12 protein-coding genes and 1 tRNA gene are annotated in these 13,749 nt (G+C 56.8%); 6 read left to right on the top strand and 7 right to left on the bottom strand.

The features are described from left to right. Positions 1 to 108: 108 nt before the first annotated feature. Positions 109 to 1,512, top strand: a complete 1,404-nt coding sequence (gene sthA, locus AC5SEO_RS20550) for a Si-specific NAD(P)(+) transhydrogenase (protein ID WP_003515506.1) — start codon at positions 109 to 111, stop codon at positions 1,510 to 1,512. Between the two features lie 201 nt (positions 1,513 to 1,713). Here sthA and AC5SEO_RS20545 read toward each other — a convergent pair whose 3' ends face one another. Both AC5SEO_RS20545 and AC5SEO_RS20540 read right to left on the bottom strand, forming a co-directional pair. After that, entirely contained in the window at positions 1,714 to 2,364 is a 651-nt protein-coding gene (locus AC5SEO_RS20545) for a hypothetical protein (RefSeq protein WP_003515508.1), read from the bottom strand. Between the two features lie 255 nt (positions 2,365 to 2,619). Then, positions 2,620 to 3,159: an AAA family ATPase gene (locus AC5SEO_RS20540; protein ID WP_174068385.1), complete on the bottom strand. Its 540-nt coding sequence runs from the start codon at positions 3,157 to 3,159 to the stop codon at positions 2,620 to 2,622. A gap of 299 nt (positions 3,160 to 3,458) precedes the next feature. On the opposite strand from AC5SEO_RS20540, the gene AC5SEO_RS20535 reads away from it, so the two are divergent. Further along, positions 3,459 to 4,448: a carbon-nitrogen hydrolase family protein gene (locus tag AC5SEO_RS20535; RefSeq protein WP_111799599.1), complete on the top strand. Its 990-nt coding sequence runs from the start codon at positions 3,459 to 3,461 to the stop codon at positions 4,446 to 4,448. 140 nt (positions 4,449 to 4,588) lie between these two features. Here AC5SEO_RS20535 and tig read toward each other — a convergent pair whose 3' ends face one another. Continuing rightward, positions 4,589 to 6,067 carry a trigger factor gene (tig, locus tag AC5SEO_RS20530; protein ID WP_174068386.1) on the bottom strand — a complete coding sequence of 493 codons (1,479 nt, stop codon included), beginning with the start codon at positions 6,065 to 6,067 and terminating at the stop codon, positions 4,589 to 4,591. A 240-nt stretch (positions 6,068 to 6,307) separates the two neighbouring features. Continuing rightward, a tRNA-Leu gene (locus tag AC5SEO_RS20525) sits at positions 6,308 to 6,390 on the bottom strand. A 659-nt stretch (positions 6,391 to 7,049) separates the two neighbouring features. On the opposite strand from AC5SEO_RS20525, the gene AC5SEO_RS20520 reads away from it, so the two are divergent. The 3 genes from AC5SEO_RS20520 to trmFO all read left to right on the top strand — a co-directional run bounded on the left by AC5SEO_RS20520 (position 7,050) and on the right by trmFO (position 9,569). Beyond that, the gene (locus AC5SEO_RS20520) at positions 7,050 to 7,196 is read left to right on the top strand and encodes a DUF1127 domain-containing protein (RefSeq protein WP_013636249.1); all 147 of its coding nucleotides are present in this window, start codon (positions 7,050 to 7,052) and stop codon (positions 7,194 to 7,196) included. 475 nt (positions 7,197 to 7,671) lie between these two features. After that, positions 7,672 to 7,815, top strand: a complete 144-nt coding sequence (locus AC5SEO_RS20515) for a DUF1127 domain-containing protein (RefSeq protein WP_003515516.1) — start codon at positions 7,672 to 7,674, stop codon at positions 7,813 to 7,815. Positions 7,816 to 8,111: 296 nt separating this feature from the next. After that, the gene (trmFO, locus tag AC5SEO_RS20510; protein WP_174068387.1) at positions 8,112 to 9,569 is read left to right on the top strand and encodes a methylenetetrahydrofolate--tRNA-(uracil(54)-C(5))-methyltransferase (FADH(2)-oxidizing) TrmFO; all 1,458 of its coding nucleotides are present in this window, start codon (positions 8,112 to 8,114) and stop codon (positions 9,567 to 9,569) included. Positions 9,570 to 9,612: 43 nt separating this feature from the next. Here trmFO and AC5SEO_RS20505 read toward each other — a convergent pair whose 3' ends face one another. Genes AC5SEO_RS20505 through AC5SEO_RS20495 form a run of 3 tightly spaced genes read right to left on the bottom strand, consistent with a single transcriptional unit; the run spans position 9,613 to position 11,985 of the window. Then, positions 9,613 to 10,191 carry a TadE/TadG family type IV pilus assembly protein gene (locus AC5SEO_RS20505; protein ID WP_013636251.1) on the bottom strand — a complete coding sequence of 193 codons (579 nt, stop codon included), beginning with the start codon at positions 10,189 to 10,191 and terminating at the stop codon, positions 9,613 to 9,615. Continuing rightward, a complete protein-coding gene (locus AC5SEO_RS20500) occupies positions 10,188 to 10,721 on the bottom strand; it encodes a TadE/TadG family type IV pilus assembly protein (protein ID WP_003515522.1) in 534 nt (177 codons plus the stop codon). The genes AC5SEO_RS20505 and AC5SEO_RS20500 overlap by 4 nt, the downstream gene beginning before the upstream one ends. Continuing rightward, entirely contained in the window at positions 10,708 to 11,985 is a 1,278-nt protein-coding gene (locus AC5SEO_RS20495) for a pilus assembly protein (RefSeq protein WP_236771217.1), read from the bottom strand. The genes AC5SEO_RS20500 and AC5SEO_RS20495 overlap by 14 nt, the downstream gene beginning before the upstream one ends. A gap of 543 nt (positions 11,986 to 12,528) precedes the next feature. Here AC5SEO_RS20495 and AC5SEO_RS20490 point away from each other — a divergent pair. Beyond that, positions 12,529 to 13,656 (top strand): S-(hydroxymethyl)glutathione dehydrogenase/class III alcohol dehydrogenase, encoded by a 1,128-nt coding sequence (locus AC5SEO_RS20490; RefSeq protein WP_013636254.1) that lies wholly within the window; start codon positions 12,529 to 12,531, stop codon positions 13,654 to 13,656. The last annotated feature ends 93 nt before the right edge of the window (positions 13,657 to 13,749 follow it).

Here is a 13,749-nt window from a genome sequence, read left to right as displayed (position 1 = left end):
ACAAGGGAATCACTTCCCCTGGTCAAAATGGCATCACGACCATTTCGCGGCAGCGCCATCCCGGATGCGACATCCGGTCATTGCAATACATTCTGTTCCGGGGTTTTCATGTACCAGTTCGATCTGATTGTTATCGGCAGCGGTCCGGCGGGAAGACGCGCCGCCATCCAGGCCGCCAAGCTCGAAAAGAGGGTTCTGGTCATCGAGAAGGGCAGCCGCGTCGGCGGCGTTTCGGTGCACACAGGTACCATCCCTTCCAAGACATTGCGCGAAACCGCGCTCAATCTCACCGGCTGGCGCGAACGCGGTTTTTATGGCCGCTCCTACCGCGTCAAGCAGGAGATCGACGCGGACGATCTGCGCCGCCGCCTGCTGATCACGCTCGACCACGAGGTCGAGGTGCTGGAACACCAGTTCGCCCGCAACCGCGTGCAGCACATCCGCGGCACGGCAAGCTTCGTCGATGCCAACACGGTGAAGGTGGTGAAGAACGACGGTGAAGTCATGAACGTCACCGGCGCTTCCATTCTGCTCGCCATCGGCACGCGGCCCTACCGGCCACCGCATATTCCCTTCGACGGCGCAGCAGTGCTCGACTCGGACGAGATACTCGAGATCAAGGAACTGCCGCGCTCCATGGTCGTTGTCGGCGCGGGCGTCATCGGCATCGAATATGCCACGATCTTCAGTGCGCTCGACACGCAGGTAACGGTGGTGGAACCGCGCGAAACCATGCTGGAATTCATCGACAAGGAAATCGTCGAGGACTTCACCTATCAGTTGCGCGACCGTAACATGAAGCTGATCTTCGGACAGAAAGCGGAAAAGGTGGAGCGCGACGACAGCGGCAAATGCCTCGTTTCGCTCAGCAACGGCCGCGTCCTTAAAGCCGAGACGGTGTTGTTCGCCGCCGGACGCGTCGGCGCAACCGATACGCTCAATCTTTCCGCCTGTGGGCTGGAAGCCGACAGCCGCGGCCGCCTGAAGGTCAATCCCGAGACCTTCCAGACAACAGTGCCGAACATTTACGCCGCCGGCGATATCATCGGTTTTCCAAGCCTCGCCTCCACCTCGATGGAACAGGGCCGTATCGCCGCCCGCCACGCGGTCGGCGCACCGGCCGGTGAACCGCCGCAGTTCTTCCCTTACGGCATCTATGCCGTTCCGGAAATCTCCACCTGCGGCCTGACGGAAGAAGAAGTCACTGAACGCCACATTCCCTATGAATGCGGCATCGCCCATTTCCGCGAAACCTCACGCGGCCATATCATGGGTCTCGACAGCGGGTTGCTGAAGATGATCTTCTCGCTGAAAACCCGCCGTCTGCTCGGCGTCCACATCGTCGGCGAAGGTGCCACCGAACTGGTGCATATCGGCCAGGCGGTGCTGAACCTGAAGGGTACGGTGGAGTATTTCGTAGAGAACACCTTCAACTACCCCACGCTTGCCGAAGCCTACAAGATTGCCGGTCTCGACGCGTGGAACCGCATGGGTGAGCTGAAGAAGGATTGAGGTTGGCTGTTGCGGGTGGAGATCGTTTGTAATGTGCGCAAACCTCTCCTCCGTCATGCTCGGGCCTGTCCCGAGCCTCTGCAACGTCGCGATTTTATGCGACATGATTAGATCCATGGGACAAGCCCAAGGATGACGCCGAATGCGACGCAAGAACGTCCATCACTTTCTGCTCATCCATACGATAACCGGTGACGCCCCTCACCATCGAATACTATACCGCGCACTCACACCCGGCCGAAAATGATCCGCATATCCCTGATCGAGCGTTCCGCGCACTGTCAGGTGATCGCCGATCTTCTGCTCCACGGCGACGCCGCTGCTGAACTCGTTAAAGCTGTTGCGGCTTGCCCCCGTCAGCACGAAGGCCGTGCCGGTTTCCGAGCGGGAAAGGCGCAGCGACTGCGATACGTCCAGGCCGTTCCATTGCTGCGCCGTGCCGTCATAACGCACCGTGAAATTGCGGTTGGCCTCGATATCCAGTTCCGGCGTAACAATGCGTTTCTGTCGCGACGTCATGGAAACGCTGCTCGACCCCGTCAACGCGTTGAAGAGGACACCGACATCACGGGCAAGCGACACGCCGGGCAGCTGCTCCGCCAAAAGCGTGACATTGCCCCACAACCTTACTGGCGTATCCACCACCTGCCCCGTCCTGGAGGCATTCATGCCCATTTCCAGCCCCGCCCGGATCGGCGTCTCGACCGGCAGCTTCGCACCGATACGCGCCGTATAGGAACGATCGGAATTCTTGACCGGCTTCCAGATCAAACCAGCCTCATCGGCATGGGCGTTGGTGCCAATCGCGGCGAACAGAGAAAACAACAGGGCGAAGCCCGTTCGTGGCGACATATCTTGTCCCCTGGCAAATTAAGGGCGCACCGGGTGAACCCGGCAGGCACGGTAAAAGCTTAAGGCCAAAGGTTTTGGCAGCGATGACAGCCGCGCGTTGGCGGCACATGTTTCCTTGACGGCTGCACAGGCAGCCAAGGCAAATCATGCTGCGCAGGGTGCCAGATGAACCGGAGATGAACAAGAGCAGATGCAGCAAAAAATCATGCTGCACTGCATTGTGATCAAAACGAAGGTGACGGGAAGCGCAGCGTGTTAATTTCCTGCCTTCGGAACAACGCAACGCGCCAGAATATCATCCACCACCACTCCCAAAGCCCTCGATGAATCAATGGCAGATGCACCGACAGGAAGGTCTTCTTTCGTTGCGTGAAGTTGCAGGACAAATTGTCTTTCGGCCAGATTGCCACCGAACTCATCCTCCGGCCTGGCAGCCAGCCGTCTTTGTAAGGTCGCTGCATCGATATCCAGAATGAAGACCTCATCGAACAGATCTACAAAGCGTCGAAAATTTCTCGATCCGCCACAGAAGAAGGTGACGGCGTGCTCTTGATCAGCCACAAGCTGCCGAACTTTTTCGACATTCCAGATATGATGTCGGTGACGGAAGGCGATCTTTGTGTCGTCGTCCTGAAACAGCGCGACATCCATGGGTTCGCCCGTTTCGGGGTCGCCTTTGTAAGCCAGTTCACGGTCGCCGTGAATCACATGAAAGCCGCGTTGCTGAAGTTCCGTTGCAACCGAGGTTTTACCAGCCCCGGAGACACCCTCGATCAAATAATTTCTTCTGCCCATCGCCGCGACTGCCCAACGCCCTGTCATGCCTTCTGAAGATAATATTCGAGAAAGACGTGAAGATGTCGGAGTGTCGAATTCTCCGGTTCATGTAACGCGAAATTGCGGTAGCTTGACGACTCAACGTTTTCCCACTGATAGTGAAAAAAAGGCGAAGCCTGCGCCTAACCTCCCAGACCTTCCCCAGCATGGTCTTGAACGGAGGCAAAGGGACTGTCGTTGTCTCAGGCTACTGTCTTGGTCCGATCGTTTCGGGCGGGTTGCTGGGGAATCGCGTCCGGGACGTGAAAGGCCAGATCATGACGCAAAATAATAATTTCAAACGCCGCGTAAGAGCTCGTGCAGCGAAAACCGGCGAGTCCTATACGGCGGCGCTCAAGCATATCCGCCGAACTCCCGACATGCCAGTTAGCCCTTCTTTACGAATGGCTGTCGCGCAAACGTCGCTGGTCGACGACCCTCGTATGGTTTCGGCACTGAAAGCAGCCGGGCAAGAAATACGTCGCCTCATGTGCGATGCCCATAAGGCCGGCGCCCGTCTCATCCATTTCCCGGAAGGGGCAACGTGCTGGCCCAATAAACGCATCATGTCCGAAACTGGGCCGAGAGAAATCGGGCCTTCCGACTGGACGCGCTTTGAATGGGAAACTCTGCGCAGAGAACTGGAAGCGAGCAGAAAACTGGCGCGAAGGCTGAAGCTTTGGACGATTCTCGGGTCCGTCCATCAGCTTACTCCGCCACATCGACCGTATAACAGCCTGTACGTCATCTCCGATCGCGGGAAGCTTATAACTCGCTACGATGAGCGCCTGCTGTCGAACACCAAAATCTCGTTCATGTACTCGCCGGGAACTGTACCGGTGACGTTTGAAATCGATGGCTTCCGTTTTGGTTGCGCGCTCGGCATGGAGGCGCACTACCCAGAAATATTCATGGAATACGAGAAGCTGAACGTCGATTGCGTGCTGTTTTCCACCGCAGGTGATGGCCCGTCCAATGCCCCGGCATTTGCAGCCGAAATATTGGGGCATGCGGTGAGCAACACCTATTGGGCCAGCTATTCCACCTTGGCGGCTCAGAGTACAGCTGCTCCCTCGGGAATCGCCGCACCGGATGGCCGTTGGGTGGCGCAATGCCCGATGAACGGTTTACCGGCTATCGCAATAGCAGACATTGCTATCGATCGTGAAAATCCCGCACGACCATGGCGGCGAAAAGCCCGTAGCGATCTATATGCGCCTCATCAGGTGAATAATGATCCCAGAAGCGATAGCCGGGAGCAATTTTAACAGGCGAGATCGGTCAGCGGCGCGGTTTGGGCCCGCTGACCACCGCGCAAGGCGGATGGACCGCATCGCGCAGACGAAACAAAAAAAGGCCGCAGCTTTCGCCACGGCCCTTCCATTCATTCAGCTTTCGCCCGCCAAGATTATTCGGCGTCGGCCTCAGTGGCCTTCTTCTTGGCCGGAGCCTTCTTCTTCGGAGCGGCTTCTTCGCCTTCAGAGGCGTCGTCAGCCTTGGCAGCAGTCTTTTTCTTGGCAGGCGCCTTCTTCTTGGTTTCCGTTGCTTCTTCGCCGTCGTCAGCCAGAAGCTCTTCCTTGGAAACGGTCTTGTCCGTTACCGAGATTTCCGTGAGCAGCTTGTCGATGACCTTTTCTTCGAAGATCGGAGCGCGCAGCGAAGCGGAAGCGCCGGGGGTGTTGCGGAAGAAATCGAGGATTTCCTTCTGCTGGCCGGGGAACTGCTGCAGCTGCTGGAACAGCGCGCGCTGCATTTCTTCTTCGGTCACTTCGACGCCGGCCTTTTCGCCGATTTCGGAGAGAACGAGACCGAGACGAACGCGGCGCTCAGCAAGCTTGCGATATTCTTCGCGGGCTTCTTCTTCCGTGGTGTCTTCGTCAGCGAAGGTCTTGCCGGACTGGGCAAGATCGGTGTTGATCTGGCGCCAGATGTTGTCGAATTCGGCATCGACGAGGCCAGCCGGCGTGTCGAACTTGTACATTTCGTCGAGCTGGTCGAGAATCTGACGCTTGACCTTCTGGCGGGTTACGTTGCCGTACTGGCTTTCGATCTGGCCGCGAACGATTTCCTTCAGCTTTTCAGCCGATTCGAGACCGAGCTTTTCCGCCAGTTCGTCGTTGATTTCAACAGCAGCGGCAGCAGCGACTTCCTTGACGGTGATGTCGAAGTTGGCTTCCTTGCCTGCGAGGTTCGCAGCCGGGTAGTCAGCCGGGAAAGTCACGGTGATGGTCTTTTCGTCGCCGGCCTTGACGCCAACGAGCTGGTCTTCGAAGCCGGGGATGAAGCGACCAGAACCGAGAACCAGTTCAGCGTCTTCAGCAGCGCCGCCATCGAAGGCTTCGCCGTCAACCTTGCCGAGATAGTTCATGGTGACGCGGTCGCCTTCGGCGGCCTTGCCCTTCTTGGCTTCAAAGGTACGGGCGCTCTCAGCGATCTTGAGGATCTGCTCGTTGATTTCGTCTTCGGAGACTTCAACAACTTCGCGGGTAACCTTGATGCCGTCATTGGCCTTCAGTTCGATGGCCGGAATGATTTCGTAGGCAACGGTGAATTCGAAATCGGTTTCAGCCGAAAGGATCTTTTCGGCTTCCTGCTCGTCTTCGGTCATGGAGATGGCCGGCTGCGTTGCAGACTTCTCACCGCGGCTGGAAAGGATTTCGGAAGGCTTTTCACGAACCAGCTCGTTGACGAGGTCGGCCATGATGGACTTGCCATACATCTTCTTCAGATGGCCCATCGGCACCTTGCCGGGACGGAAACCGTTGATGCGAACCTTGTCCTTGGCGTCAACCAGGCGCTCGTCCAGACGGGCCTTCATGTCGGCAGCCGGGATAACGACCTTGAGTTCGCGCTTCAGGCCTTCAGCCAGCGTTTCGATAACCTGCATTTTCTCAAACCTTCACATCATGGCGGCGGTGCTCAGACAGCCGTTGGTTTACTTTCGAGCACTGCGCCGGAAACGTCGTTCCCCGGCCGTGGCTTCCATTATTTCTTCACACAAGCGCCTGCCGGACAAAATTGCGCTCGCGCCGGAGACAGGGGCGCTAAGGGGATGATGAACCCCAAAGCTCCCTGCATCACTAAGGATGCACTCTGGCACAAGCGTGGCACAGCCATGCTTTACTTGTGGTGCGGGTAGAGAGACTCGAACTCCCACGCCGAAGCGTTGGTACCTAAAACCAATGCGTCTACCAATTCCGCCATACCCGCACGTTGGGCGGCGGTATGTCACAATGTTCTGGAAGGGTCAAGCACGCCTTATCGCCGCGTCCCGTTTCGCCCGGACTTTTCTTGGGTCCCCGCCCCAGCCGCAAAAGCCGGCCGGTACGTTCTTGCCGTTTCGTGCCCGCATGAAAGGGAACGGCGCGCCCGCAGACGATGACACGAGGGGCCGCAAAACTGCGCACGCCGTCTCCCTCTTTCCCGTCCGGCTTCACATGTTCCGACAGGAAAAACGCGCAACATTTATGCGGCTACATGACATTATATATAGGACATGCCGCCCGTCATTTTACGAGAATGCGCGCTTCCAGCCGAATCCCTTATACGAACGACCTTTGCATCCCCATCCTTGCCTCTGCCCTGCCCGACCCCTTGTATTCAGCCGAACCGCACGGCTTGGCAGCGACAGATGCCGCCAAGTTCACTAAAAGCACACAAATTGGTCACAAATTATGCATTAGCCGCCGCAATTGGGGTCATTTACCGGCTTGCTTTGCGTTTCATGCATAGGTGGCATCTTGCTTTGTCTGTTTTTGTTTTTATTAAACCGATTATATTCATGGTCATACAGAGATCGAGTTCAGCCCCGAGCCTAATCCTCCCAAGACGGGCCGGAAACGCTGGACAGCACGAAGAGGAAGATTACAATGAACATTACACGCTCGCTCACCAACTGGCGCAAGTATCGTCAGACAGTAACCGAACTCGGCCGCATGACCGACCGCGAACTGAGTGACCTCGGCATTGGCCGTCAGGACATCCGTCGCGTCGCACGCACCGCCGTCGGCATCTAATACGCTCCGCTGCTTGAAGCGGCGGATGCGAGACGACCCTCCCAAAAGGCCAGAGGCTCCCGCCTCCGGCCTTTTTTTCGTTCTGGCACCCTCTCGGGATCGAGCCGCGCCGCCCACCGGCATGTGCGCGTGACAAACAGATGAAAAATGCATCGATTAGGCGGCTGCATCCGGCATGTCTTGAGAGCCCCAACACCCTTCAAGCACCGCTGAGGGGAGCAAAAAGCCGGTCTAACACCGCCAATGGCCGCAACCCCCTTCAAAACCGCCCGAAAGACAGGCATTTCCGCTCATATTTTGCTCATGCGGTAGTCAAAGCCGCAAATTTAGCCGACATAGTGCACAAATGCATGGCAGTCGCCTAAATTCTGCACTGCACAACATGGCTCAATGTCTATATATAAAACCTCAACAGCCGAGAGCACAGAAACACTGAGCCGGCCGACGAAATCAAAGAAAGATTGAGGAAACGATCATGAACCCTATCCGCATCGCAAAGAACTGGATCTCCTACCGTCGCACGATCAACGAACTTGGCAGCCTGTCCAACCAAGCCCTGAGCGACATCGGCCTGACACGTTACGACATCCGTAACGTAGCTTCCCGTTCGTTCCGCTAAGGCGTAAAAGATCGTCCCGCTGCCCGACCTCCAGGGCGCGACGATTGAGCGACAGGTAAAAGAAAGCGGCGCCTCTGGCGCCGTTTTTGATTCTGGCGGTATTCGCCGGAGATTTTTGGCTTACAAGCATAGAGACCACATTCCCTCCGCCCCAATCGTGCCACCCGCAAAAACATTTGGCTGTCGCAGCCATGCATGGTAGTGCATCGCCCTGAAAAACGCGTCCTTCGGGACCCGCGCGGAACAATCACTCGAAAGACAGCCGCCGGAGGGGAGCTTTTGCCCCCACGCGGCCTATGGGCGCCAGCATGCAAGACAAGACCTATTCTCCCATTCACGTCGTGGGCGGCGGACTGGCCGGTTCGGAAGCCGCCTGGCAGATCGCTGAAAGCGGCGTTCCAGTCATCCTGCACGAAATGCGCGGCGTGCGCGGCACGGAAGCGCACAAGGGCGATACGCTGGCGGAACTGGTCTGTTCCAACTCCTTCCGCTCCGACGATGCGACCGCCAATGCAGTGGGCGTCATCCATGCGGAAATGCGGCTTGCCGGCTCGTTGATCATGGCCTGCGCCGACAGGCATCAGGTGCCTGCCGGCGGCGCGCTTGCCGTCGATCGCGACGGATTTTCTCAGACCGTAACAGACCGACTCGAAAGTCACCCACTGGTGACGATCCTGCGCGAAGAGGTTTCCGGCCTGCCGCCGAAGGAATGGGGCAGCAGCATCATCGCCACCGGCCCGCTCACCTCGCCGGATCTGGCGGCGGCGGTTCAGGCCGAGACGGGTGAGGATGCCCTGGCATTCTTTGACGCCATTGCCCCCATCGTGCACCGCGACAGCATCAACATGGATATCTGCTGGTACCAGTCGCGTTACGACAAGGTTGGCCCCGGCGGCACGGGCAAGGATTACATCAACTGCCCGATGGACGAGGAACAATACAACGCCTTCATCGACGCGCTGATCGCCGGCGACACGGTGGGTTTCAAGGAATGGGAAGGCACACCCTATTTCGACGGCTGCCTGCCAATCGAGATCATGGCTGAACGCGGCCGCCAGACGCTGCGCCACGGCCCTATGAAACCGATGGGCCTGACCAACGCCCACAACCCCACCGTCAAGGCCTATGCCGTGGTCCAGCTTCGCCAGGACAATGCGCTCGGCACGCTTTACAACATGGTGGGTTTCCAGACCAAACTGAAATACGGCGCGCAGGCGGATGTATTTCGCATGATCCCGGGTCTCGAAAATGCGGAATTCGCCCGTTTGGGCGGCCTGCACCGCAATACCTATATCGATTCCCCCGTCCTGCTCGATCCTTCGCTGAAGCTGAAATCCCGGCCTGACCTGCGTTTTGCAGGCCAGATCACCGGCTGCGAAGGGTATGTGGAAAGCGCCTCCGTCGGACTTCTGGCCGGCCGTTTCGCTGCCGCCGAACGGAAAGGCAAGACCCCGAGCCTGCCGCCCGCAACGACAGCCCTCGGCTCACTTCTCAACCACATCACCGGCGGGCATCTTTCCTCGAATGATGAGCCGGGCAAACGTTCCTTCCAGCCGATGAACATCAATTTCGGCCTCTTCCCAGAACTGGAGCCAGGCTCCATCGTCAAGCCGGAAGGCGTGAAACGTTTTCGCGGCAAGGACAAGACAATCATGAAACGCCAGCTCGTTGCAGCGCGGGCGTTGAGGGATTGTGCGACGTGGTTGAACGGGGGCGAAGTCACCCTAGAAACCGTCACCGATCATTATCGCTGAAACGCCACGGCATTGGCTAGGGTGAAGCCCCTGACCAATGCCGTCAGCGAACATTCCAGAAAAGCCAGTCCGACTTTCCCTTCTGATATTTGTAGTGTCGGGAGAAATACGGGTTTACCGCCGTCACGTATTCGAACTCGATATCCGTATTGCCCAGCAACGAAATGAGCGGGCGGTATTTGTAACGCCCCGAAATTACGATTACCGCTTCTTCGGTCTTGAAGTTTCCTTGCGTCAATATCTTGTCCCACTTCACGTTTTCGGCGTTGCCAAAAAAATTGTATGGGGCGAACTCGGTCACGGCGACCCCACCCACAAGCTTGGCGCTTCTGAGCGTCAGATCAAGCTTTTCAGATTCGAGCGGGCGCCCGGCAGCCATGACAAAGGATTTGACGCCCGTCCTGACGCGTTCCTCAAATTCCGGAAATCGGGCCGACCAACGGGCCGTATTGTCCACAACTGTTACGAAACGGTCATAGCTCATCCAGCCACGCCCGATTTCGATCACCATCGCCAGTACTAGAATGAGCAAAGGCATCAATAGCGCTAATTCCACCGCGGCAACGCCAGAGCGCGAACTTATCAGCGAGATGGATAGATATTTCAATCTCTTACCAATCATTCCGTCACCCGAACCGCGGTGATCGCCAGAGAGAGATTTTGCAATTGCGGCTTGCCCCCGGAACTGGGAACGAGCAGATGGGTGGTGGGAAGAATGAATTTCCAGTCATACCCCAGCGCCAGAAGATATTGCCCGGCGGCCTTGCTTGGCGCCTCGAATTTGTTCTCGACCGGAAATGTCACCGGTGTAGTAGCAAGGTTGGCATCAGCAATGGCAATGAGCGATATTTTCAGATCATCTTCAGTTGTCGCGAGCAGGAAATTCGAGGCAATAACCTGCCTGAACTCCGCCGCGGTGACGGACGTTCGGCCAGCCGCCGCCTTGCGCAGATATTCAGTCCCGGCAGTGGCCGCCGTCGACATATTGAGGCTGAAGAAAAGCACGAGACTAACTTCGATGATACCGAAGATCAGCAGGAGATAGACCGGCAAAAGCAAACCGAACTCTACGGCGGTAGCCGCACGGATATCCGTGGCAAGCGACCGGATGAGACTGGGGAAGTCACGATGCGATATCTTAAAACGAGTCAAGATAAGTGACCTCGAATGCCGTTATGATGCCACCCAGACTGTCGCTCGTTCCAGCGGCGGCGATCGACAGCTTGTATAGCGAATAAGTATCGACAGTGACCTCGTAGCTTCGGCGCTCCCATCGAATTTCATTCGCCTTCTGGCTCATCTGGATAATTTTTTTCTCTACACCCATTTGGGGCCGCAACACCTGCAGCGAAATATCGATGTCGTTCGAGCCTTCGTAATTTTGGTTTCGCCCGTTGTACCAGACCGAGATTTCGTATTTGCCGGGATGCATTTCCACATATTTGAAGATCGAGCTGTTGGCGTCGCGTCTTTTTTGCCCTTCCCAGTGACTGTCAAGTTCGACAGCGTAGCGGGTTGGCGGTATTCGCTCATTTTGGCCGTTGCGCATCGAGGGCGTGTTGCTCTTCTCTTCTGTAGTGCACTGCTGCCCCTGCTCGGAATTCAAGGCGTCCTTGCCATCCGGTTGCGCCTTGCTGCCGTTTTTCGAATCGTTGTTTTCATTGGGAAGAGTGGCCTGTGACTTTGGGGTGCATGTCATCCCGGCGCTTGTCTCCTTCTCCTTTTCCTGATCCCCGTAGCCCTGCCAGCCATGGTTCTTCCGGCAATCCGCATTGCTCCAATCCTGAAGTTCGATGCCCGGCCCCGTACCGCCATCCCATCCCAGTTCGGCATAGGTATAAACACCCCAGCAGCCGTTGGGTGTTTTGGCGGTTCTGCCGTTTTTCAGCATACGTTCCGTGCCGTTCAGCGTCTTTTCGAAGGTGTTGTTGACAACGACCTCACCGTCATGTGGATAAGGCGGTATACCGCCACAACGGTACGACAGCTGATAGTCAAGTTTTTCCGCCCCGAACATGCCACTGAACACGGTTTTGTAGCTGAACTTTGCGTCTATATCCGTCGTCAGCCAGTCGATTTTAACATCGCGACTGACCACATCTTGTTTGGTGGAACGTATCAGTGCGTCGAACGTGTCGAGCACGTTTTTACGGCGCACCTCATCCAGGGGTACGTTCGTGCGCGTCGGTTTTGTCGAACGCTCACATGCCTGTGCAACCACCCGCTTCGACTGGCTAAAATATGCCAAAGCCCGGCCGCCTTCGAAAAGAAACCCGAAAAAAAGCAGGAAAACCGGCAACAGCAACGCCGTCATAATGGCGAAACTGGCCCTTCGGTCGTGCAAAAACGCCCCGAAAATCTCCGCCAGACCGTCCAGTTTTGTCTTAAAATTCAACATTTGAAAATGCCGTTTCATGAAATTGGCTATCACCCGCCTTAAAATAAATCGCCTAGTTTCCCTCCACGCATCCGGACAGACACAACGCCACAGCCGGAGGGAATATTGGGGCAGCAGCAAACAAACTCAGCAAAGGCTGATGTACCGCGATCATGGCGGCACGCGGCAAATGAGCCGAACCACTTGCAAGCAAGAGATGCAAAAACTAATAACAGCCGCCGAAATACAGCGCCGACTGCGGGTTATGCTCCATTCGAAATTCTATATTGTGGTATAAACACCAAATTTGTAAATTAATGGTCACCTTTATTCCGAAAAATATATGTAAAAACATACACTTAAATCACGTATTCATAATTTAGAATAGTTGAAGTAAACCATATAAAGACAACGCGAAACATTGCCCTGATGGCAGGCCCGCGACGATGCGCAAATTCCTCACAGGTGTGACGGGCATTGCCGTCTTTTGAATACGGCAAGACGGATTTGTACCTTGCCCCTGCCGCCAAGCTCGGGCAAAACAGCCCTTTCCAATCACGAGACCATGCCAGGAGATAGAATATGGACGTTCGCGCCGCAGTTGCCATTCAGGCAGGAAAACCGCTTGAGGTCATGACCGTTCAACTCGAAGGTCCCCGCGCTGGCGAAGTGCTGGTCGAGGTCAAGGCGACAGGTATCTGCCACACCGATGATTTCACCCTCTCCGGTGCCGATCCCGAAGGTCTGTTTCCGGCCATCCTCGGCCATGAGGGTGCAGGCATCGTCGTTGATGTCGGTCCCGGCGTCACCTCGGTCAAGAAGGGCGATCATGTCATCCCGCTTTACACGCCGGAATGCCGCGAGTGCTATTCCTGCACATCGCGCAAGACCAATCTCTGCACCTCCATCCGCGCCACCCAGGGCCAGGGCGTGATGCCCGACGGCACCTCGCGCTTCTCGATCGGCAAGGACAAGATCCACCACTATATGGGCTGCTCGACCTTCTCGAACTTCACCGTCCTGCCCGAGATCGCTCTTGCCAAGATCAATCCCGATGCGCCCTTCGACAAGGTCTGCTACATCGGCTGTGGTGTGACGACCGGCATCGGCGCCGTCATCAACACCGCCAAGGTGGAGATCGGCTCGACGGCAATCGTCTTCGGTCTCGGCGGCATTGGTCTCAACGTTCTGCAAGGCCTGCGTCTTGCCGGCGCTGACATGATCATCGGTGTCGATATCAACAATGACCGCAAGGCCTGGGGCGAGAAGTTCGGCATGACCCACTTCGTCAACCCGAAGGAAGTGGGCGACGACATCGTGCCCTATCTCGTCAACATGACGAAGCGTAATGGCGACCTGATCGGCGGTGCGGATTATACGTTCGACTGCACCGGCAATACCAAGGTCATGCGCCAGGCGCTGGAATCTTCGCATCGCGGCTGGGGCAAGTCTGTCATCATCGGCGTTGCCGGTGCGGGCCAGGAAATCTCCACGCGTCCGTTCCAGCTGGTCACCGGCCGCAACTGGATGGGCACGGCCTTCGGCGGCGCGCGTGGCCGCACCGACGTACCGAAGATCGTCGACTGGTACATGGAAGGCAAGATCCAGATCGATCCGATGATCACCCACACGATGCCGCTCGAAGACATCAACAAGGGCTTTGACCTGATGCACAAGGGCGAGAGCATCCGCGGCGTCGTGGTCTATTGATCGGCTGACAAAATGGCAGGCGCGCACCGCGCGTCTGCCATATGAATTGACCGACCTTTCCGCTTACAGCCGTGCCGATTAACGGGACGGTAA

Source organism: Agrobacterium sp. K11 (genome assembly GCF_059429395.1).
This window is presented reverse-complemented; position numbering and strand designations above follow the sequence as displayed.

What these genes read in the sequence shown, in the direction of transcription:
- sthA (WP_003515506.1), top strand. Translation starts at nt 109, where the DNA reads ATGTACCAGTTCGATCTGATTGTTATCGGCAGCGGTCCGGCGGGAAGA.
- AC5SEO_RS20545 (WP_003515508.1), bottom strand. Translation starts at nt 2,364, where the DNA reads ATGTCGCCACGAACGGGCTTCGCCCTGTTGTTTTCTCTGTTCGCCGCG.
- AC5SEO_RS20540 (WP_174068385.1), bottom strand. Translation starts at nt 3,159, where the DNA reads ATGGGCAGAAGAAATTATTTGATCGAGGGTGTCTCCGGGGCTGGTAAA.
- AC5SEO_RS20535 (WP_111799599.1), top strand. Translation starts at nt 3,459, where the DNA reads ATGACGCAAAATAATAATTTCAAACGCCGCGTAAGAGCTCGTGCAGCG.
- tig (WP_174068386.1), bottom strand. Translation starts at nt 6,067, where the DNA reads ATGCAGGTTATCGAAACGCTGGCTGAAGGCCTGAAGCGCGAACTCAAG.
- AC5SEO_RS20520 (WP_013636249.1), top strand. Translation starts at nt 7,050, where the DNA reads ATGAACATTACACGCTCGCTCACCAACTGGCGCAAGTATCGTCAGACA.
- AC5SEO_RS20515 (WP_003515516.1), top strand. Translation starts at nt 7,672, where the DNA reads ATGAACCCTATCCGCATCGCAAAGAACTGGATCTCCTACCGTCGCACG.
- trmFO (WP_174068387.1), top strand. Translation starts at nt 8,112, where the DNA reads ATGGGCGCCAGCATGCAAGACAAGACCTATTCTCCCATTCACGTCGTG.
- AC5SEO_RS20505 (WP_013636251.1), bottom strand. Translation starts at nt 10,191, where the DNA reads ATGATTGGTAAGAGATTGAAATATCTATCCATCTCGCTGATAAGTTCG.
- AC5SEO_RS20495 (WP_236771217.1), bottom strand. Translation starts at nt 11,985, where the DNA reads ATGAAACGGCATTTTCAAATGTTGAATTTTAAGACAAAACTGGACGGT.
- AC5SEO_RS20490 (WP_013636254.1), top strand. Translation starts at nt 12,529, where the DNA reads ATGGACGTTCGCGCCGCAGTTGCCATTCAGGCAGGAAAACCGCTTGAG.